Raw genomic sequence first — 20,462 nt, forward strand, 5'->3', positions numbered from 1 at the left:
CAAACGATTTCCCTGTGATGTTTAAATGTATTGTGGCTTTCTCACGACTTACGCCTTATTTTATTGGATTGTTTTTCTAATTTGCGTGCCACTTCGCCCGGTGAGCCGGTGCCGCGGGCTAATAAGCTATAAGCCACCGGTATGACGAACAAAGTAAATAAAGTGGCGGCAATCACACCAAATAAAATCACAACACCGATTACAATTCGGGTTTCGGCGCCGGCACCCGAGGCAATGACTAAGGGAATGGCGCCGGCAACGGTGGTCAGACCGGTCATGACGATGGGACGAAAACGAACCCGTGCGGCCATCAGCAAAGCGCGGTTAAAGCGATAATGTTTGTCACGCAACTGGTTCGCGAACTCAACGATTAAGATACCGTTTTTGGTGGCCAGGCCGACCAGAATAATCAGGCCGATTTGAGAATAGATATTCAAGGATCCTCCGGTGATCCAAAGACCAAATAACCCCCCGGCAAGCGCCAGAGGCACGGTCAGCATAATAACAAACGGATGAAGATAACTTTCAAACTGGGCGGCCAGCACCAGAAACACCACAATCAGACCGAGTAAAAACACAAACAGCACCGAACCACCTGAATTGATAAAGTCACGGCTTTGGCCTTTGTAATCGACAATCGCATAATCCGGCAAGTGCTTGTCCACCATGGCATTCAGATAATCAAGCGCATCACCAAGGCGGTAGCCATCGGCCAGACCGGCATCAATGGTGATGGCACGTATGCGGTTGTAGCGGCTTAAATTATCGGCTGCGCCATATTCTCTTATATTCACCAGATTGCTCAAAGGAATCAGCTCACCGCTGCGGTTCGAGCGCACATATATATTTTTAACGTCATCAAAAGAGCGCTGCTGACTGCGTTCTCCCTCGACAATCACATCATATTCTTCACCATCATCAATAAAGGTGGTGACGTTGCGCCCCGACAGCATGGTCTGTAGCGTGCGACCAATGTCATTAATGCGTACGCCCAGATCAGCGGCGGCGGCATAATCCACTTCAAAATCAATTTGAGGCCGTGTTTCTTTAAAATCGCTGTCGATGCCGATAAGACCGGGATTGTCTTTTTCGATTTCACCAATCAGGGTATCCCGCCACTCGGCCAATTCTTCATAACTTGGACCGCCAAGAACAAACTGTACCGGTTTACCGGTGCCGCCGCCCAAACCCTGGCGCATAATGGGAAAGGCCCGAACGCCGGGCAAATCGGAGAGTTCGGCTTGAATCTGATCCATCACTTCAAAAGCGGAAAAATCCCGCTCATTCCAATGTTTAAGGCGGGCAATTACAAATCCACCGTTAAAGGATTCGACACTGCCCCATCCCAAAGGTGCACGCACCAGCATGCGATCAATGCGTCCGTCATCCACATAAGGCAACAAGCGCCGCTCGATTTCGTTCATATATTCTGACATGAACTCATAGCTGGCTCCTTCCGGGCCCGAAATACGCACAAAAAAAGCACCCCGGTCTTCGGTGGGGGTGAATTCCCGTTCAGTGTTGGAAAATAACCAAACCATTGAAACGATAATGGCGGCAAAAAGCACAATCATGTAAATCGGTCGTCTGATCCAGCGACCCAGCCAGCGACCATATATCCTGCGACTGCGACGAATGCCGCTGTCGATGGCTTTAAGGGATTTGTTTTTTTTGTTGTTTGGCTTAAGCAACACCGAAGCCAGCATGGGAGAGAGTGTTAAAGCCACCAGGGATGAAAACACCACAGCGGCGGCTATGGTTAAAGAAAATTCAGTAAATAAACGCCCCAAATCGCCCTCCAGAAAAGTTATCGGCACAAACACCGCCACCAGCACCAGGGTGGTGGCAATTACCGCAAAACCCACCTGACGGGCGCCACGGTACGCCGCCACCAGCGGGGTTTCGTGTTTTTCCTGCATGCGCCTGACAATATTTTCCAGCATCACAATGGCGTCATCCACCACCAGGCCGATGGCCAGCACCAGCGCCAGCAGGGTCAACAGATTAATGGAAAAACCGAGGGCATAGATGACAATAAAAGTGGCGGTCACCGATACCGGCACTGTCACGGCGGGTATCAGCATGGCCCGCCAGTTGCCCAGAAACAAAAATATCACCAACACCACAAAGCCAATGGCAATCAATAAAGTGGTGTACACTTCACTGACTGCCGATTCAATAAACACCGAAGCGTCATAGCTTTGTTCAATCACCATGCCATCGGGCAGGTTTTTGTTGAGTTTTTCTGACAGTGCCTTGACTCCGCGCGCCACGGTGATGGTGTTGGCATTGGATTGTTTAACCACGCCGATACCCACCATGGGATCGCCGTTACCGCGAAAAATGGTGCGGTCTTCTCGCAGGCCCCGTTCCACCCGGGCGATATCACCCAGACGTACCAGCGAACCGTCATCGCCGGATGTCAGCACCAGTTGCTTAAAAGCATCAGCGGTTTTAAATTGTCGCGCAACTCGGGCTTTAAAGACCCGTTGTTCCGATTCAAGTGAACCGGCGGGTAATTCTATGTTTTCAGCGCGCAACGCCTGCTCAACGTCACCCACAGTCAAACCGCGTGCGGTCATGGCGTTGCGATCCAGCCAGATACGCATGGCGTAGCGAAAACCACCCCCCACCCGCACCCGAGCGACGCCGTCCAAGGTCGAATATTGATCCACCAGATAGCGCTCGGCGTAATCGGTTAATTCGGGTGTGGACATTTTTGAACTGGCCAGATTCTGCCAGATGATGACGTCGTCACTGGAATCGGCTTTTTGCACCTCCGGTGGGTCGGCTTCTTCAGGCAAGTTATCCATCACCCCTGAAATGCGGTCACGCACATCGTTGGCTGCGGCGTCGATGTCGCGATCAATGGAAAATTCAATGGTCACCCTTGAACGACCGTCACTGGAAGATGAAGCAATGTACTCAATGCCTTCAATCCCCGAAATGCGGTCTTCGATGATTTCAGTGACCCGGGTCTCAATGACATTGGCCGGTGCACCCGGATAGTCCACAGCAACGGTGACAATCGGCGGATCAATGTCAGGGTATTCGCGCAAGGACAAGCGCTCAAAAGACACCAGACCAAAAGCAATCAGTAACAGGGAAATTACCGAAGCAAAAACCGGCCGTTTGACCGAAATATCAGAGATAATCATGGCGCGGATTTTTTCAGTAATTCAGTCAATGGCTCGTCGCCGGTCTTAACCGCAGTAATGGTCACCGGTGAACCATCATGGATGCGTAAAGTGCCGTGAATCACAACTTGTTGACCGGCCGCCAAGCCTGAAGTAATGGCCAGTGATTTGTCAGGACGGTCGCCGATGGTGATGGCCTGTTTGCGCACCGTGGTTTGTTGGCCGGTGTTCTCAATGACATACACAAAATGCTGACCGGCTTCTGAAATCAGGGCTTCCTCGGGAATCAGCAAAGCCGGTTTTTCCTCGGCGGCAATATTGACCCGCATCAATAAACCGGGTTTGAGCAAATAATCGGGATTATCAATTATCACCCGTCCACTGATCATGCGGGTGATCGGATTAACCCGGCTGTCGAGACTGATTAATGTGCCTTTGAAAACCTGATCGTGAAATGCAGTGGTGGTGGCGGTCACGGTTAATCCCGGTTGTAAGTGAATAAGCTGATCGGCTGAAACCGTAAAATCCAGCTTCATTTGCCTGTCTTCATCCAGTGTGGCCAGCTGCATGCCCGGTTGTGCCAAACTGCCGATACTGATGCGCCGTAATCCCATCAAACCATCAAAGGGCGCTCTGAGGGTGCGTTTGTCAATGGCACTTTGAATACCCTGAATTTTCGCTTTGGAAATCGATACCAGGCTTTTTTGGGTGTCTAAGGCAGATTTTGAAGAGACATTTTTGGCGGTCAGCGCACTGAGCCGGTCAACCTGTCGCCGGGCTTCTGCCAGACGTGCCTGTTCTTCCGCCAATAAGGCTTGCTCATCACCATCATCCAGTTTAATCAGCACATCGCCTTGTTGAACCCGTTGCCCGTCTTCAAAATAAATACCCACAATATAATCCGTGACCTGGGCCGTTAAATCCACGCTGTTAATCGCCCTTAAGTCGCCCAGTGCCTCAATATCGCCGGACAGGGTGGTGGTTTTAACAGGCGCGACAATCACCGGGGTGCTGCGCTGGGCCCAACTGGGCTGACTGATAAAGAAAAGCAAACAGATTAAGCTTATTTTATAGGACATGAATCAACCACAAGCGGAATTTTAAATGCTTATTTTAAACGAATGCAGTGGATTAAATGTGGAAACAATGTGAAAATATAAGACTTAACTTAAAATGTCAGGCAAAAAAAATCCCAAACAAGTTGGGATTAAGAGGTATAACCGATAAACTCCAAAATCGGTTTAGGCACATTTGATATGTAAAACAATAACATACAAGGTATTGTTAAGGCAAGTATTTAAATAAATTATTTATAAATATTATTAGAAATAATCTATAAGTTGCTGATATTAATATTATTTTAGATTTGTTTGATACTATTGAATTTGCAGTCCCTTTTGTACTTTAAAGTGCTAAACTGCGCCTTATGCGCACTTTTTTTCTTCTTATGGTTTCACTCATCGGCCTGACACAGGCCGCTGAACCGCCCCATTTGACCGTCATTGGCGGTGCGAATAAACCTGTGGGTATTTATTTTCAACCATTTTCCTACCGTGGCAATGGCGTGAGTCCGGCGGTGGTCATTGAAAATAATTTGCTGTTCCATCTGTCACAATCCGGTTTGTTTTATCAACCGGGCAGATTGCAGCCTGAAAAGCACTGGAATTTACACCATTGGCGTCTGGCCGGGGTGCGTTATGTGATTTCAGGTGATATCGAAGAAAATGAACGGACCATTGATTTGCGTTTAACAGTGAGCGACACACTGGGCACCACGCCCACTTTTGTGTGGGTGGAACTGAATGCCGATGCCTGGCAACAGGCCACTCGGGTGTTTGCCCGTCAGCTGTTGTATTCATTGTTTTATGCGACGTACACTGATGATGTGGACAGTCAGTATTTACACAATGTTGAAACGGCTGAAACCCGTTACTGGATGGCGCTGGCAAAAACCTTAAAGCGGCATTGGCAGAACCGGGTCCGCCGTGGCGAATGTCAGGTGACTGTCTCGCAGCTGCCGGGCGGCCAGTTGCACGATTTTAAGATGGCACCGGATTGTGATGCGGTTCTGGCTGAGGAAATACAGTCTTTGTTCGAACAGGTGAGCAACTTTCCCTACAGCGGCCACCAGGCACCTTTTGCGCAGACTTTTTCGGTCACATTTGTGGCGCGTCCGTGATGTCAAGCTGCCAGCCGTTGATGGTGGGTGTGAACCGAAAACCGGCGTGATTAAAATCCTGTTGCAAAGCCGATTTATCTGCAACTGTACCGACATAGCCCCAATGGTGGAAAAACCACAAGTCGGTGTCACGCTTATGGCGGGTAACAGTGGCAGACCATTGATTGGGCTGAGTGCTTGAATCCGGCCAGATACGCAAAGCCCACAACTGCTCACCGTGTTTTTTGGTCATCAATACATGTTCCAGTTCACCTTTATGCACATAGGACAACAGGGGCAGATCACCTTTTTTGCTGGCCGCCAGCGCGGCAATCACATTGCCCCAGGTTTTAACCGGTAAAGTCTGCCAGCCTTGTTGCACCAAACCATTTTGCAGCACCTGTAAATCACCGCTGATGTGGATGTCCAGTTGCTGCTTGCCGGTGTTGGCCCATCCGGTGGTGGTGTTGTAATCCTGTTGTGCCAACCACTGGGGTTTAATGATATGGCTGCTGCCGGGAAAAAACAACCAGGCGGCCAGGGGAGCCGTCAAGGTGGTCACCATAAAGATTAATTTTAACGGCAAACCCAGAAACTGACGGCGATAGCGGGTGCGAAAGGCAATCCCCACCACCATCGCCCAGATGGCCGCCATAATGCCGGACAGGAGCGCCACAGGCAAACTTAATTTGAAGAAAAACAAAGTGGCAAATAAATACAACGCCGATAACACCGCCGTCAGAATATAGGGCCAACTGCGCCATTTAATCGGATAGGCACCGGCCACCAGAATGGCCCAAAAAGCAATCACCGCCACATACCAAAAGGCGTGATGCGAAGCGATTAAGTGCCACCGGCCGTGATCCATGCGACAGATAATCACCGAAAAAACATAGGCGCTTAATGACAAAATCAGCCAATGCCCCAGCGCCAAGTATAAACGTCGGTAAATCAGCCAGGCAGTGATGAAACCGGTCATCAGCCAGATCACCAGATCATGGCCCAAATACAACAACCAGCGCATCGGCGGCACCGTCCATGGGTTGTGAAAGGTATAAAAGAAGCCTTCACTGGCCTGGTTCCAGCCAATCAACCATTGATTGCCCGCCATAAATACAATGACCAGCACGGTAAAAATCGCCAGAATAAATGCCATCATCGCCAGCGAACCGGTCTCCGGCTGTCTGGGGTCAATCAGGCCGGATGTGATGTGACCTAATTTCGGGTGTTTCTGGCTCCAGGCCAGCATCCGGCTGAGCCAGCGATAAGCCCGTGGAACCAACAGCTGATAAATAAACTGAATCAACCAGAACGTCAGCCAGACCAGTGCCACCAGCACCAGCGCCAGACCCGCCAGTTTAACCGCCACCTTGGCCATGCTTTCAATCGCAGAACCAAATAAAATACCCGGTAGCAGATAAAACGGCGCCCATAAAACCGAAGCCAGAAAACTGATTGCCACATAACGCTTCACCGGCATCGCCATAATGCCGACGATGGCCGGGATAATGGGGCGCACCGGCCCCACAAAACGTCCGATGATGATGCTGATGATGCCGTATTTCTTAAAAAACCGCTGACCGTTGTGAATTAAATTCGGAAACCGGTTAATGGGCCATTTGGTGAGCAGTTTTTCCCGGTAATGATAACCAATCCAGTAACTGATACCGTCACCGGCGAAGCCGCCGAAAGAAGCCCAGAACCAGGCGCTGTAAAAATCCAGTACACCGAGGCCAATTAATGCGCCGAGGCTGACCAAAAAAGCCGCCCCCGGAAAAATAATCCCCACCAGCAGCAGAGATTCTAAAAACGAAAAACCGAAGATAATTAGACCGGTCCAGTTCGGATTCTGTTGAACCCAGTCAAAGACGTCCTTGACCCAACCTTCGGCTTCCATATCAGGCTTTTATGGCTTCTCTGGCCGCTTCGAGTGTGGTTTCAATGATGATATCGTTATGCTGACTGGAAATAAAACCCGCTTCATATGCAGACGGTGCCAGATACACGCCGTGATCTAACATGCCGTGGAAAAAGCGTTTAAAGTGACCCAAATCACAGGTTTCCAGCTCATCGAAATTATTCGCGGCTTTATCTGCAAAAAACAGACCAAACATACCGCCTTGCTGACGGGTGGCAAAAGGCACACCGGCGTTATCAGCCACCTGTTGCAAGCCGTCTGTGAGTTTTTTGGCTTGTGCACTTAAATAATCATAAAACCCCGGTTCGCTGATAATGTCCATCATGGCAGAGCCGGCGGCCATCGCCAGAGGGTTGCCGGATAACGTACCGGCCTGATAAACAGGCCCTTGTGGTGCAATGTACTCCATAATTTCGCGCCGACCACCAAAAGCACCCACCGGCAAACCACCACCGATGATCTTACCAAAGGTGGTTAAATCCGGTGTAATACCATAGAGCTCCTGGGCACCGCCCCGGGCCACCCGAAAGCCGGTCATGACTTCATCAAAAATAAGCACACTGCCCTGTTGGTCACAAATTTCTCTTAAGCCCTGAAGATAGCCCGGTAATGGTTCAATCATGTTCATATTACCGGCAATCGGCTCAATAATAATGGCCGCCACATCATCACCATGTTCGGCCATGACTTGTTTAACGGCATCCAGATTATTAAAAGGTACGGTCAGGGTTAAATCTGCGGTGGCTTTGGGCACACCCGGTGATCCCGGAATACCTAAGGTCACCACACCGCTGCCGGCTTTCACTAAAAAGGAATCGGCATGTCCGTGGTAACAGCCCTCAAATTTAATGATTTTATCGCGACCGGTAAAGCCACGGGCCAGGCGAATGGCGCTCATGGTGGCCTCGGTGCCGGAATTCACCATCCGCACCAAATCCACCGAAGGAATCATCCGGCATACTTTTTCGGCGAGGGTTATCTCCGCTTCAGCCGGCGTCCCAAAGCTCAAACCTTGATCCACCGCAGCATGCACCGCTTGTAATACACGGTCGTGGCTGTGACCGGCAATCATTGGCCCCCAACTGCCGACATAGTCAATATAAGCCTTGTCATTGACATCGTACATATAAGGGCCTTTGGCGGCTTTGATAAAAATCGGCTCGCCGCCGACACCGTGAAAAGCCCGCACCGGTGAATTCACACCGCCGGGGATGTATTGTTGTGCCTGGGTAAATAATGCGTGATTTTTGTTCATGTTGGTCAATATTATTTTCGTGCCGCCATTATAAATGTTTTCACAACCAATTGGCATGTTCTACAATGGAGAGTTTTGAATCTGACAACATCATGCAAACCCATGCTGTGGCAGCCGGTCATCGACTCACGGCTCAGGCCGCTGAAACAACCCTGCAACAAGGCGGTAATGCCTATGATGCCATTATTGCGGCGGTGCTGATGTCCTTTGTGTCAGAACCTCTGTTGTCCTCCCCGGGTGGAGGCGGATTTTTAATGGTGTCAGGGCCCGGACAAACGCCAAAGTTACTGGATTTTTTTTCCAATACCCCACTGATTGATAGCGACAATTTAGCGCCTTCTGATTGGGATTTTTATCCGATTTCGGGTAATTTTGGCGACAAATCCCAGGAATTTCACATCGGGCGTGCGGCCGCGGTAGTGCCCGGTGTGGTGGCGGGGATTTTCAAGGCCCATGAAAAGTTAGCCTCGATGCCGTTAACACAATTGGCACTACCGGCCATTGAGGCCGCGGCCAAAGGCATAGAGGTCAACCGACAGCAGGCTTTTGTGGCCAAAATTCTTACACCAGTTATCAGCGCAAGCCAAGAAGCTGAGCAACTCTATCATGGACTGACACACGGCGCTGTATGGAAAAACAAACAGCTGGCAGATTTTTTGGACACCCTGTCAAAGTCAGATACTGATTGGTTTTACCGCCAACCAATGTCTGCCAAGATGTACGATAGCGCAGATTGTTTACTACAAGCAAATGATTTTGCCCGTTATAAATGCGTCATCAGAGAACCCTTGCTTATTCAGTGTGGTGATTATCGCGTACTGACCAATCCGACACCCAGTACCGGCGGTTTGTTAATTGCTGACCAACTCAAACATTGCCAGAACACAGCGACTCAACAGCCTGTGTTTGACGCCATGTTCGCCATGGAACAGAATAAAAATAAAAGGCTGAGTACCGTTTCACGGGGCACCACCCATATCAGTGTGACTGATAACCGCGGCCATTTAGCCGCTTTAACGATCAGCAATGGGGAAGGCAACGGTTTTGTGGTACCCGATTGTGGATTTATGATGAATAATTTCCTCGGCGAATCAGATATCAACAGCGAAGGTTTTTTTAACTGGACATCGGGCCAGCGGATGCGCTCAATGATGGCGCCCACCATAATTCATCACCCAAATAATCAATTCGCGCTTGGCTCCGGAGGATCAAACCGGATTAAAACCGCCATTTTTCAGGTGGCTTATCATTTAATTTATAACAACAGTTTATTAAAAACCGCTGTGGAAAGACCTCGGATGCACATAGAAAATAAGCACCTGGATTTGGAACCGGGGTTTTCAGGTGCTGATATAGACCACTTTAAAAACCGGGTTGATGTGACCCAATGGCAAAACCATAACCTCTATTTTGGTGGTGTCAATGCGGTACAAACCGGAGAAACCATCGCCGCCGTGGGCGATTTTCGGCGCCATGGCTGCGGGCTTGTGGGCTTAAAAAACGATGGTATATCCGAGGGTTAATGATTCTGTGCCGGGATTTTTTTTGGACAAACGGCTGTTTGAATAATGATGTCCGGCCAAACCCAGGCGGTGTTGATTTTTAAATTCATAAAAAACTTCAAAACCCGATTTGAATTCTATGGTGTGGCCCAAATCCAATAAATCACCATCATCAAAAAACCCCAAACCGGTACTGATTAACAACCCCCAATGTTCACTTAGTTCAAAAGTGTATTTCATATCGAAATAACTGTATTCAGCCCCTTTATCGGAATTGAGGTAACCAACAGCAGGCACCAGACCCCACCTGGAAAATTTGGGAAAACGGTATTCCAGACCCAAAACAGCGTTGCGGATACTGCCGTTAAAAGCATTGATTTGACCCACATAGATTTGCACACTGTGGCGGTTGGTGTGTTTATTAAAAGGGTGTTGTGCATGGACGATAAAGCTCAGGCTCAACAAACAGCCAAACCCGATGGTTTTTCGAATATCCATGGTGGGCAATCCTCTTGTCAAATTATTGTTTTAAGCGCCTTGCTGAAACGTGTTACAGGCCTCATAGCGACCGCTTTGCAAACCCGTGTTTAACCACTTAACCCGCTGTTGCGATGAGCCGTGGGTGAAGGCTTCCACATTGATACGACGACCGGCACGTTTTTGTAAACTGTCATCACCGATGGACGCTGCGGCTTGCAGGCCTTCTTCCACATCACCCGGTTCCAGCATGTTTTGTTGTTTGTTGGCATGGTGCGCCCAGACCCCGGCATAGCAGTCGGCCTGTAATTCCATCAGCACCGAAAGCTGATTCACTTGCGACGTGGATGAGGCCTGTTGTTGCCATTGACGCACCTGGCGTTCGGTACCGGTGATATTCTGGATGTGATGACCCACTTCGTGTCCGATGACGTAAGCGCGGGCAAAATCGCCCGGTGCACCCAATTGTTCAAGTTGTTTAAAGAAACTTAAAGACAAATAAACTTTTTGATCCGCAGGACAATAAAAGGGGCCGACAGCCTCAGAATTAACGCCACAGGCCGACTGAACCCGACCATCGAACAAAACCATGGTCGGTGCCGGGTATTGTTGGCCTTGTTGTTGAAAAATTGCCGACCAAACATCTTCGGTGGAGGCCAGAATAACAGAACTAAAATCAGCGTGCTGTTGTTGAGCCGGTGATTGTCGCTGTGGAATTTCAACCTGCTGACTTTGGCCGCCGTCTTGTTGCATCATGCCGCCTAAGAGTGTTAATGGATTTTGACCAGTAATAACGGCAATGATAATGGCGATGATAACCACACCGCCTGACAATTTAGCGCCACCTTTGGCGATACCGCGACCGCGACGGTCATCAATCCGTTGACTCCTTCTTTTGTTTTTCCAGCGCATAAGATTAGTTAATTGAAAAAATCAATTATAGCGGAAAGTCTAATAATATTTTAGTCGGAGAATTTAAATTTTTGATAGGACCAGGTCAAAGCCAGCAGCATTAAGATAAATAGTCCAATCAGATGGTTGCTGACATCGCTCAGGCTGTCACCGAAATACATTAAGCGATGTAAGGCATCCATCACCCAGCCGGTGGGCAGGAACATGGCCAATTGCTGCATCCAGACCGGTGCCACCTCAATCGGCCACCAACAGCCACCCAAAGCCGCCAACAATAAAGAGCCTATAACAGCAATGCCGCTGACCTGGGATTCGCTGTTACCCCATGAGCCCAAAAGAACTGCCAGTCCGGCGCAGGCACCGGCCCACATCAACAGCAGTATAAACACCCAATGCCAGTGGGGTCCCCAGCTGATGGAAAACAGGACACTGCCGATGATCATGCCGTAAATCAACTGACAGGTGGTCAACAGCCATTTGCCCACACATTTACCGATAATCAGATGACTGCGTTTAACCGGTGCCGCCGCCAGACGCTCCAGGGCACCGCTTTGCCGCTCCAATAAGAGGGTGATGGCGCCACTGGTCAGGGCAATCATCATGACAAACATGACCAAAATACCCGGCACCGCTTGCTTGTAACCATTGGGAATAATTCTTGGTTCACCCGCAGAACTGACTTCGAGGTTAATGGCTTTAATGCGGTCATCCAGAACCGAAAAGTCCAACAGCGCAGCCTGTTGCGGATGATTACTGCGCAAGACGATGGTGTCAGCCAGTGTCTTATAGACTGATTTATAGAGTTTAAAAACCTGATAATCACTGTCCATACCGCCACCGGAAAACCGATAAGTGATTTCGACCGCCCGGTTATTTAACAGTGAATGGGCCGGATTTTCCGGTATCCAGAGCTGGCGGTTATAGTCTTCAAAAGTCCATTTATCCTTGTATAAAGTCTGTTGATCGTTAAACAGTCGCAGGGCAAAATTATTGTCTTGCAGGTAAGTACTTAATTGTTCATAAACCGGGTCCTGGGTGTCACCGGCATACCAAACTGCCAAGGTTTTAACCGTATTTTGACCACCACTTAAACCCCCGGTGGTGGAGCCGATAAAAGCAAAAAACACGATGGGCATTATAAACAGCCACATCAAAACAATTTTGTCTTTAAGTGTGACCATCAGGTCCTGAACGGCAATAAATCGGATGTTTTTCATGCGTTATTTCGCCTCGTTAAACGGTTTAATAAAGCCCGGTTTATCAGCCAAAACAGCACAATCGTACCAGCAGCTATCAGACCCGCTGTCATTAAATAATTGTTTTGATTAAATAGCGCATCTTTGATGGCCTGCAGGAAGTAGCCATTGGGGAAATACAAGCCAATTTGTGCCAGCCAGTCCGGTAAAGCTTCCATGGGGAAAAAACTACCACCCAACATTAAAATAGGGAATATGGCTGCGTTGACCACGATATTGGCCGAACGTTGTGTTGGCATCAAAAGTACCAGCGATAACAGAATTTGCCACATCACAAATCCGCTGATGACCAGGCCGATAATCAACAGCGGCCATTGCTGCACAGGTAAACCAAAATACAGACCGCCTAACACCGTTAACAACAACACAACACCACTAAAAATAGCCAAAACAGCCCATTGCTGGCCGAGAAAATAAGCGCTTAAGCCGCGTGAAGAAGCACTCAGCCGAGTCAGAACACCTGATTGTAAATCCGCCCAGATCAACATGGCCAATGAGCTGATACTAAACAGCAAAGCCATCATAATGGCGCCAGGAAACATCAGTAATCCAAAATTCACCGAAGGCGAATTAGTTTCTTGTTCTGTTTGGCGTTCTTTTAATTCAATCAACAGCGGGTCTAAATTATCGGCAAACACATCAATGCGATCACGAATCGACAGACTCAAGGCGGTGAATTCAAGATCGGATAAGTCATTATTGCTGTTAATGGCGGCGATGGTGGCGAGTTCATCACTGAATAATTGCTGGATATAGCCGCCGGCATCCGTGAATAATAATAAAGCCGATTCAATCAGGTCGGGAATCACTGTTTGGGCCGGATTTTTAACCAGACTTAGTTGAGTGGGTTGTTGATTCAGGAAGTCGTCGGCAAAATCGGCCTGAATGGTCAGCCAGGCACTGGCATCGCCGGCTTGCATGATGTCTTGCGCTTCTTTAGTGTCGGCTTTTTTAATACCAATCCAACCGGACAGCTCACCTTGAGATAAACTGTTGACGAGTAAATTTGAGACAAACGAATCATCTAAATCAGTGACCAGTAATGTGCCGCGCGACTCATCCTGACTGCCGCCACCGGTGATAAAACTCATCAAAAAAACAATGATGATGGGAATGGTCAGCCAGGAAAACAGCCCCCATTTTTCACGCAGCACCGATTGCAGTCTGATTTTCGCGATTAATTGAGATAAAGATAACATCGATGGTTTTAATCGCGCAGTTCACGGCCTGTGAGTTTTATAAACAGACTTTCCAGATTGGCCTGTTGCACCGAAGCCTGATGAATCTGCTGTGGTTGAAAACGGGCAAGTAACTCCGACAAATGTCCCGACGCATTGACGGCCATCAGCCGCATCTGCTGGGGAGAACATTCAATCACCTCAAAATCAGCCACTTTGGTTTTATCCGCTTCATCAAATTGACCTTCCAGGGTAATTAAATCCTTTTCATCCATTTGTTTTCTGAGTTCCGCGACGCTGCCTTGCGCAATAATTTTACCCTGATCAATAATACCCACCCGATCACATAATCGTTCGGCTTCCTGCATGTAGTGTGTGGTGTAGAGTACAGCGGTACCTTGTTGTTTAAGCGATTCAATGGCGTTGAGTAAATGCTCCCGGGACTGTGGGTCAACACCCACGGTGGGTTCATCCAATAACAGGGCTTTGGGTTGATGAATCATGCCACAGGCAAAATTTAAACGCCGTTTCATACCGCCGGAAAAATTTTTCACCGGTTCTTTGGCCCGTTTATCCAATCCAACCTGTTCAAGTACCGTTGCTTGACGTTCTTTTAGGACCTGTCCTGATAAGCCGTAGGCACGGCCCCAAAATTGTAAATTTTCATGCGCCGATAAATCCTGATACAAAGCCAAATCCTGCGGCACCAGGCCCAAATGCTGTTTGGCTTTAATCGGTTCGCTGTGAATCGAATAACCGTTAATCAAACACTCACCTTCATCCGGCACCGTTAAACCCGATAAACAACGAATGGTGGTGGATTTTCCGGCACCATTGGGTCCCAGCAAACCATAAATCTCACCGGCTTTAACCTCAAATGAAACCTGATTAACGGCCTTAATTTGACCAAAATGCTTAGAAATTTGAACAACGCGCAACACGTGGCATCCCCGATTCTTATTTTAAAATCATGGTATCACAATATTGTAGGACCGAACAATGTGACATTGGTCATAAATGCCGCTGGTTGACATGCTTGGCGCTTAAAACTGGTACAATAAGCGCTGATTCAATTCGAACGGACAAACGGTGAAGTGGCTGAATGGGGTGTTATTCGTGTTATTAATTCTGGCGCTGTGGCAGTGGCAGTTTGGTGACGGTGGGCGGCAGGATTTAAAGCAAAAACAGCAGCAATTGGATGCGCAAGAGGCACAGATTAATGAGTTAAAGCGGCGCAATGACCGTCTGGAAGCCGAAGTCGCGAGTTTAAAAACCGGGCTGGAAGCGATCGAAGAACGGGCCCGTTCGGAACTGGGCATGGTCAAGGATGGAGAAACTTTTATTCAGGTGGTAAATCCGCCGGAAGATCAGAATTAACGTATGTCGCAGCGAATACATTTACTGTTATTGGCTGCCGGAAGTGGTCAGCGTTTTGCCGCCGGCATGAAGTCTTTGACAATACCCAAGCAATATGTGTCGATTGCCGGGCAGACGGTTCTGGAACACAGCCTGGCTGCTTTTCAAAATCTGCCCTTAGCCTCTGCGGTGATTACCCACAGCGCTGATGACACCATCATTAAACGGCTAAATCTTGCCGCGCCTTTTGGTTTAACATTGACTGTTGGCGGATTAAGCCGGGCCGAATCAGTGCGCCTTGGATTACAGGCTTTACAACAAGCCGGTGCCGATGAGGCTGACTGGGCGCTGGTGCATGATGCGGCGCGCTGTTGTGTTTTGGAGAAAGACATTCAAGCCCTGATTGATGTGTGTGTGTCGAAAAACCGAGGTGGCCTTCTGGTCAACACCATTCACGACACGCTAAAGTTTTCACGGGATGGATTTCAGGTCGATAAAACCATCTGCCGGGATCAGATGTTTGCTGCGTTAACTCCGCAGATGTTTCCCTTGGGCGACTTATTGGCGGCTTTGTTGGAAGCGGATGAACAAGGAACGACCATCACCGATGAATCTTCAGCGATGGAAGCCATGGGTGAGCAGCCGCTTATGGTCGAAGGCGATGCCGGAAACATTAAACTGACCCGGGCTGAACAACTACCTCAGGTTGAGTCTTTTCTGAGCAACAAAATGACTAAAGGAGATGATTGATATGCGTGTGGGTTTGGGTTTTGATGTGCATGCTTTTGGTGACGGAGACCACTTGATGTTGGGGAATGTCCGCATTCCGTTTGACCGTGGTTTTGTCGCTCATTCTGACGGTGATGTACTGATTCATGCCATCTGCGATGCCCTCTTGGGGGCCCTGGCTTTGGGTGACATCGGCGATCATTTCCCGCCGAGTGATCCGCAATGGGCGGATTGCGACAGCGCCGACTTTCTGAGACATTGTCAACAGCTCATGACGCAAGCCGGCTATCAAATTGGCAATATTGATGCGGTCATCATGGCCGAACAGCCGAAGATTGGGCCGCATAAAAAAGCCATTCAGGAAAAATTGGCTGAAATTCTGAATATTAAAGGCAATCAAATCAGCGTCAAAGCCACCACCACCGAAAAATTAGGTTTTGTCGGACGTAAGGAGGGCATGGCCGCGCAAGCCATCTGTTTACTGACAACCGTCGATTAGTTCTGATAAGATATCGCCTGTCTATTAAATAAGGAAATATCATGTATCCGGCTTTAAAACATTCCCATGCTTTATTGGCTGTTATCAGCATCTTACTCTTTCAATTCCGCTATTGGGCCTTTGCGGTCAAAGCCCGAAAACCGGGAAAATTTTATAAAATAGCCCCGCATGTGATTGATACCTTGTTACTGGCGACCGGTATTACGGTGGCGGTTATCGTTGGCTTTACTTTGGGTAATTCACCCTGGTTAACCACTAAAATTGTGGCGTTGTTTTTCTATGTGGGTTTTGGTGTTTTAGCCATGCGTGGTCATGGTCAAATGCGCTGGGTTGGTTATTTGTTGGCGACCCTCACCTTTATCTACATTGCTGCCGTGGCCGTGACCAAAAATCCGACCTTTTTCTTGTAATTAAGCACATGGAAATAATGGTCCGGTGAATAGACAACGCATTCGTTATTATGTATCACTGGGCAGTAACCTGAATCGCTGCGCGCACCTGACTTGTGCGATTCAATTTTTAAAAGCTTCATTCCGGACAGTCGATTGTTCACCGGTTTATCAATCACCGGCCTATGGCTTTAACGGCCCGGATTTTTACAATATGGTGGTGGCCTTTGACAGTGCTTTTTCGCCAACAGCACTCAAAAAATGGTTGCGAGAATTGGAATATGCCTGTGGTCGCATCCGAAACCAAAGCCGTTTTTCCAATCGCACTTTGGATATGGATATATTGTTGGCCGGTACGTTTATCTTAAAGCATAAAAACCTACGTTTGCCTCGACCGGAATTAATCAAACGGGCGTATGTGCTCAAGCCTTTAAGTGACCTAGTACCTGAGCTTATACATCCCGAAACGGGACAAAAAGTTGCGGATATCTGGCAACAGCTTGATGCCTCAGAGTCAGCAACAATCACGTTAGTTAATAGCCAAAATTGGTTTAATTAAACAGTTTGCATTTGCCACTCACCCGGTTTTAAACCGGCCATTTCAATATCGCCAATTTTAATCCGAATTAACCGTAATACGGGTAAGTGAACGGCTGCCAGCATATGTCGAACCTGTCGGTTTTTTCCCTGATTTAAGGTGATTGTGAGCCAGCTGGTGGGTATTTTTTTGCGGAAGCGCACCGGTGGAGTGCGCGGCCATAGCCAGCCGGGTTTTTTCGCCATTACCGCCACTTCCACGGCTTTGGCCTGATAGTCTTTAATCGTGATGCCTGTCCTTAATCGCTGTAATTCTTTGGTTTTGAGGATGCCTTCGACCTGAATCAGATAGGTTTTGTGCCAACCCGAACCGCTGATTTTTTGTTGAAGTTTGCCGTCATCCGTAAGCAGCATTAAACCTTCTGAATCATAGTCCAGACGGCCGGCCGGATAGAATCCGGGTTGGTCGATATAGTCACCTAAATGGGTCCGATTTTGGCTGTCGGTGAATTGTGACATCACCTGATAGGGTTTATTAAAAACAATAATCTCAGACATTTAGCGTGTGTTTTCAAGATGACTTTACTTTACCCGAATTAATAATTTTATTAAACCAAATTAAAAACCGGGGGTCACAAATTATAACGGCGGTTATTTAGCTGTGATGAAAGCGGGGGTTTTACTTGAAAGAGGACAGACTATGCAGACCATGATTCGCTCCACCTTATCCGGTTTTCTGGGATTTATCGTTGCCATTGGCTTATTCTTATTGATGCTGAGTTTTTTAACGCCAGCTGAATTCAAATCGAACGCTTCTGATACCAACATCGCCTTTAATTTTGTCAAAAGCTCACCTGAAGTCATTAAGCCACATACACCGGATCGACCGATTCCACCTGAAATGGAAAAAACCGTTACACCACCGGCCATGCCATCTCTGGATGTTACCACCGATGACAGTGATGTGCCACGGGTAACGCCGGGAAAAATGGACACTAAAAGCATTGAGCTTTACAAGGATTTTACGCACACCGGATTAGGCCATGATCTGGGTGTCGTCAGTCACGAGAATGGCGGACTGAAATCAGGTTTTGCCCCCATGTATCCACCCAAAGCCATGCGCAGTCAGGCTGAAGGCTGGGTGGAAGTAATGATCAGCGTCGGTACCGATGGCCGCGTGACCGGTGTTTCTGTGCTTGGCGCGGATCCACGTGGTATGTTCGAGCAAGCCGCCAAAAAAGCCGTCTATAAATGGACCTTCCACCCCAAAAAAGTGGATGGCAAAATCGTTCCCTATAAAGTCGTGCAAAAAATCGAATTTACGTTGGATCAATAAAAAAACCATCAGCACACCAAGTTGTAACACATTTGGTGTGCTGATGGCGTCATTATCGGCCGTTAAACTTTCTTTTAGCGGTTCTGATAAGTTATAATACACGTCCTTTCTGGTGTTCACTTTTCTTTTCGTGTGTTCGGTTAAAAGTGGGCAACATTCATTCAATGTACATTTCTGAAATTAACCGTTATGGCTAAGTATGTATTTGTGACCGGTGGCGTGGTGTCGTCATTGGGGAAAGGAATTGCTGCGGCTTCGCTGGCCTCTTTGTTAGAAGCCCGTGGACTCAAAGTCACGCTGATGAAGCTCGATCCTTATATTAATGTAGATCCTGGTACCATGAGTCCGTTTCAACACGGCGAGGTATTTGTCACCGAGGATGGTGCCGAGACTGATCTGGATTTGGGTCATTATGAGCGTTTTGTGCGCACCAGGATGTCACGCCACAATAATTACACCACCGGCCAAATTTACGAGAACGTCATTCGCAAAGAACGCCGTGGTGATTACCTCGGTGGTACGGTGCAAGTGATTCCGCACATCACCGATGAAATCAAGGAAAAAGTCCGCTTAGCCGCTGAAGGCTTCGATGTCATTATGGTGGAAATTGGCGGTACCGTGGGAGACATTGAATCTCTGCCTTTTATGGAAGCGATTCGCCAGATGGGTGTTGAAGAAGGCCCTGAAAACACCTTGTTTGTGCATTTAACTTTGGTGCCGTATATCAGCGCCGCCGGTGAATTAAAAACCAAACCGACGCAGCATTCGGTGAAAGAATTGCGCTCAATCGGTATTCAACCGGATATCCTGTTGTGTCGCAGTGAGCACAGTATCCCGCAGTCTGAACAAGACAAAATTGCCCTGTTTACCAATGTCAAATCCGAGGCCGTGATTCCGGTCCTTGATTGTGGCAATATTTATCAAATCCCCGAAGAATTGCATAAAGAAGGTTTTGATCAGCTGGTGGTGAAACGGTTGTCTTTACAATGTGGCGACATCGATTTATCCGAGTGGCGGCGTGTGGTGGCGGCTGAAGCCAACACCGAACATGAAGTGACCATCGGCATGGTGGGTAAATATTTGGAGCACAGCGATGCCTATAAGTCATTGAACGAAGCCCTGCGCCATGCCGGTATTCGCAAATCAGCCAAAGTCAATATCAAGCACATTGATTCAGAGGAACTTGAGAACAATCCGGATCCCGTTTTATTGGATGGACTGGATGCCATTTTAGTACCCGGTGGCTTTGGTAACCGGGGTTTTGAAGGCAAAATCTGGGCGGTGGGCCAGGCACGATCACGAAAGATTCCTTATTTAGGTATTTGTTACGGCATGCATGCCGCGGTGATTGATTTTGCCCGCAATGTATGCGGCCTGGATAACGCCAATACCACGGAAAATAATCCTGAAACCCCGCATCCGGTGATTGGTTTAATCACAGAGTGGATGGATGCCCAGGGTCAAAAGGAATACCGGGATGCCCATTCTGATTTAGGCGGCACCATGCGTTTAGGGGCACAGGACACGAAGTTGTCAGCGGACAGCCTGGCGGCTAACGTGTATGGACAAGATGTGATTAGTGAGCGGCATCGGCATCGTTATGAATTTAATAACCATTACCGTGAGCAATTGGCTGAAGCCGGACTGGTTTTTTCAGGTCACTCGGCCGATGGCCAGTTGGTTGAAATTGTTGAATTAGAAGACCACCCGTGGTTTTTAGCCTGCCAGTTTCATCCCGAATTTAACTCAACACCGCGTGATGGCCATCCTTTATTTAGCCATTACATTGAAGCTGCGTTAAACTATAAAAAAACAACATAAGG

Annotated in this window: 19 protein-coding genes; 9 read left to right on the forward strand and 10 right to left on the reverse strand. The window is 48.2% G+C overall.

The features are described from left to right. Positions 1-41 precede the first annotated feature (41 nt). Both IEV16_RS03325 and IEV16_RS03330 read right to left on the reverse strand, forming a co-directional pair. A complete protein-coding gene (locus IEV16_RS03325) occupies positions 42-3,158 on the reverse strand; it encodes an efflux RND transporter permease subunit (RefSeq protein WP_188364252.1) in 3,117 nt (1,038 codons plus the stop codon). Continuing rightward, complete coding sequence (locus IEV16_RS03330; protein ID WP_188364253.1) at positions 3,155-4,216, reverse strand: efflux RND transporter periplasmic adaptor subunit; 1,062 nt, start codon at positions 4,214-4,216, stop codon at positions 3,155-3,157. The genes IEV16_RS03325 and IEV16_RS03330 overlap by 4 nt, the downstream gene beginning before the upstream one ends. A gap of 368 nt (positions 4,217-4,584) precedes the next feature. Here IEV16_RS03330 and IEV16_RS03335 point away from each other — a divergent pair, with 368 nt between their 5' ends. Continuing rightward, positions 4,585-5,316 (forward strand): hypothetical protein, encoded by a 732-nt coding sequence (locus tag IEV16_RS03335; protein WP_188364254.1) that lies wholly within the window; start codon positions 4,585-4,587, stop codon positions 5,314-5,316. Here the strand turns inward: IEV16_RS03335 and IEV16_RS03340 are convergent. Beyond that, a complete protein-coding gene (locus IEV16_RS03340; protein ID WP_188364255.1) occupies positions 5,294-7,192 on the reverse strand; it encodes a DedA family protein in 1,899 nt (632 codons plus the stop codon). The two genes, IEV16_RS03335 and IEV16_RS03340, sit on opposite strands and share 23 nt — an antisense overlap. Position 7,193: 1 nt before the next feature. Continuing rightward, a complete protein-coding gene (gene hemL / locus IEV16_RS03345; RefSeq protein WP_188364256.1) occupies positions 7,194-8,468 on the reverse strand; it encodes a glutamate-1-semialdehyde 2,1-aminomutase in 1,275 nt (424 codons plus the stop codon). Positions 8,469-8,533: 65 nt separating this feature from the next. On the opposite strand from hemL, the gene IEV16_RS03350 reads away from it, so the two are divergent. Further along, positions 8,534-9,991 (forward strand): gamma-glutamyltransferase, encoded by a 1,458-nt coding sequence (locus IEV16_RS03350; protein WP_188364257.1) that lies wholly within the window; start codon positions 8,534-8,536, stop codon positions 9,989-9,991. Here the strand turns inward: IEV16_RS03350 and IEV16_RS03355 are convergent. Genes IEV16_RS03355 through IEV16_RS03375 form a run of 5 tightly spaced genes read right to left on the reverse strand, consistent with a single transcriptional unit; the run spans position 9,962 to position 14,734 of the window. Then, the gene (locus tag IEV16_RS03355; RefSeq protein ID WP_188364258.1) at positions 9,962-10,468 is read right to left on the reverse strand and encodes an acyloxyacyl hydrolase; all 507 of its coding nucleotides are present in this window, start codon (positions 10,466-10,468) and stop codon (positions 9,962-9,964) included. The two genes, IEV16_RS03350 and IEV16_RS03355, sit on opposite strands and share 30 nt — an antisense overlap. Positions 10,469-10,498: 30 nt before the next feature. After that, a complete protein-coding gene (ypfJ, locus tag IEV16_RS03360; protein WP_188364259.1) occupies positions 10,499-11,359 on the reverse strand; it encodes a KPN_02809 family neutral zinc metallopeptidase in 861 nt (286 codons plus the stop codon). A 50-nt stretch (positions 11,360-11,409) separates the two neighbouring features. Then, the gene (locus IEV16_RS03365; protein ID WP_188364260.1) at positions 11,410-12,576 is read right to left on the reverse strand and encodes an ABC transporter permease; all 1,167 of its coding nucleotides are present in this window, start codon (positions 12,574-12,576) and stop codon (positions 11,410-11,412) included. Then, entirely contained in the window at positions 12,573-13,814 is a 1,242-nt protein-coding gene (locus tag IEV16_RS03370) for an ABC transporter permease (protein ID WP_188364261.1), read from the reverse strand. Before IEV16_RS03370 ends, IEV16_RS03365 begins: the two co-directional genes overlap by 4 nt. Positions 13,815-13,822: 8 nt before the next feature. After that, a complete protein-coding gene (locus tag IEV16_RS03375; RefSeq protein ID WP_188364262.1) occupies positions 13,823-14,734 on the reverse strand; it encodes an ABC transporter ATP-binding protein in 912 nt (303 codons plus the stop codon). Positions 14,735-14,882: 148 nt separating this feature from the next. Between IEV16_RS03375 and ftsB the strand changes: the two genes are divergently transcribed. From ftsB to folK, 5 genes are read left to right on the forward strand one after another with little or no spacing between them, the layout of a single operon-like run. Next, the gene (gene ftsB / locus IEV16_RS03380) at positions 14,883-15,170 is read left to right on the forward strand and encodes a cell division protein FtsB (protein WP_188364263.1); all 288 of its coding nucleotides are present in this window, start codon (positions 14,883-14,885) and stop codon (positions 15,168-15,170) included. Positions 15,171-15,173: 3 nt separating this feature from the next. Next, positions 15,174-15,899 carry an IspD/TarI family cytidylyltransferase gene (locus tag IEV16_RS03385; RefSeq protein ID WP_188364264.1) on the forward strand — a complete coding sequence of 242 codons (726 nt, stop codon included), beginning with the start codon at positions 15,174-15,176 and terminating at the stop codon, positions 15,897-15,899. Continuing rightward, positions 15,892-16,377: a 2-C-methyl-D-erythritol 2,4-cyclodiphosphate synthase gene (gene ispF, locus IEV16_RS03390; protein ID WP_443093939.1), complete on the forward strand. Its 486-nt coding sequence runs from the start codon at positions 15,892-15,894 to the stop codon at positions 16,375-16,377. Before IEV16_RS03385 ends, ispF begins: the two co-directional genes overlap by 8 nt. 41 nt (positions 16,378-16,418) lie before the next feature. Beyond that, on the forward strand, positions 16,419-16,787 hold the full coding sequence (locus IEV16_RS03395; protein ID WP_188364265.1) for a SirB2 family protein: 369 nt from the start codon (positions 16,419-16,421) through the stop codon (positions 16,785-16,787). 25 nt (positions 16,788-16,812) lie between these two features. Further along, a complete protein-coding gene (folK, locus tag IEV16_RS03400) occupies positions 16,813-17,325 on the forward strand; it encodes a 2-amino-4-hydroxy-6-hydroxymethyldihydropteridine diphosphokinase (RefSeq protein ID WP_188364266.1) in 513 nt (170 codons plus the stop codon). On the opposite strand, the gene IEV16_RS03405 is transcribed toward folK, so the two are convergent. Further along, a complete protein-coding gene (locus IEV16_RS03405; protein ID WP_188364267.1) occupies positions 17,322-17,861 on the reverse strand; it encodes a pseudouridine synthase in 540 nt (179 codons plus the stop codon). The genes folK and IEV16_RS03405 overlap by 4 nt on opposite strands. Before the next feature lie 142 nt (positions 17,862-18,003). Here IEV16_RS03405 and IEV16_RS03410 point away from each other — a divergent pair, with 142 nt between their 5' ends. Then, positions 18,004-18,639 carry an energy transducer TonB gene (locus tag IEV16_RS03410; protein WP_188364268.1) on the forward strand — a complete coding sequence of 212 codons (636 nt, stop codon included), beginning with the start codon at positions 18,004-18,006 and terminating at the stop codon, positions 18,637-18,639. Between the two features lie 189 nt (positions 18,640-18,828). Continuing rightward, entirely contained in the window at positions 18,829-20,460 is a 1,632-nt protein-coding gene (gene pyrG, locus IEV16_RS03415; RefSeq protein ID WP_188364269.1) for a CTP synthase, read from the forward strand. Positions 20,461-20,462 lie beyond the last annotated feature (2 nt).

Source organism: Marinicella pacifica, assembly GCF_014636635.1.
GTDB lineage: Bacteria > Pseudomonadota > Gammaproteobacteria > Xanthomonadales > Marinicellaceae > Marinicella > Marinicella pacifica.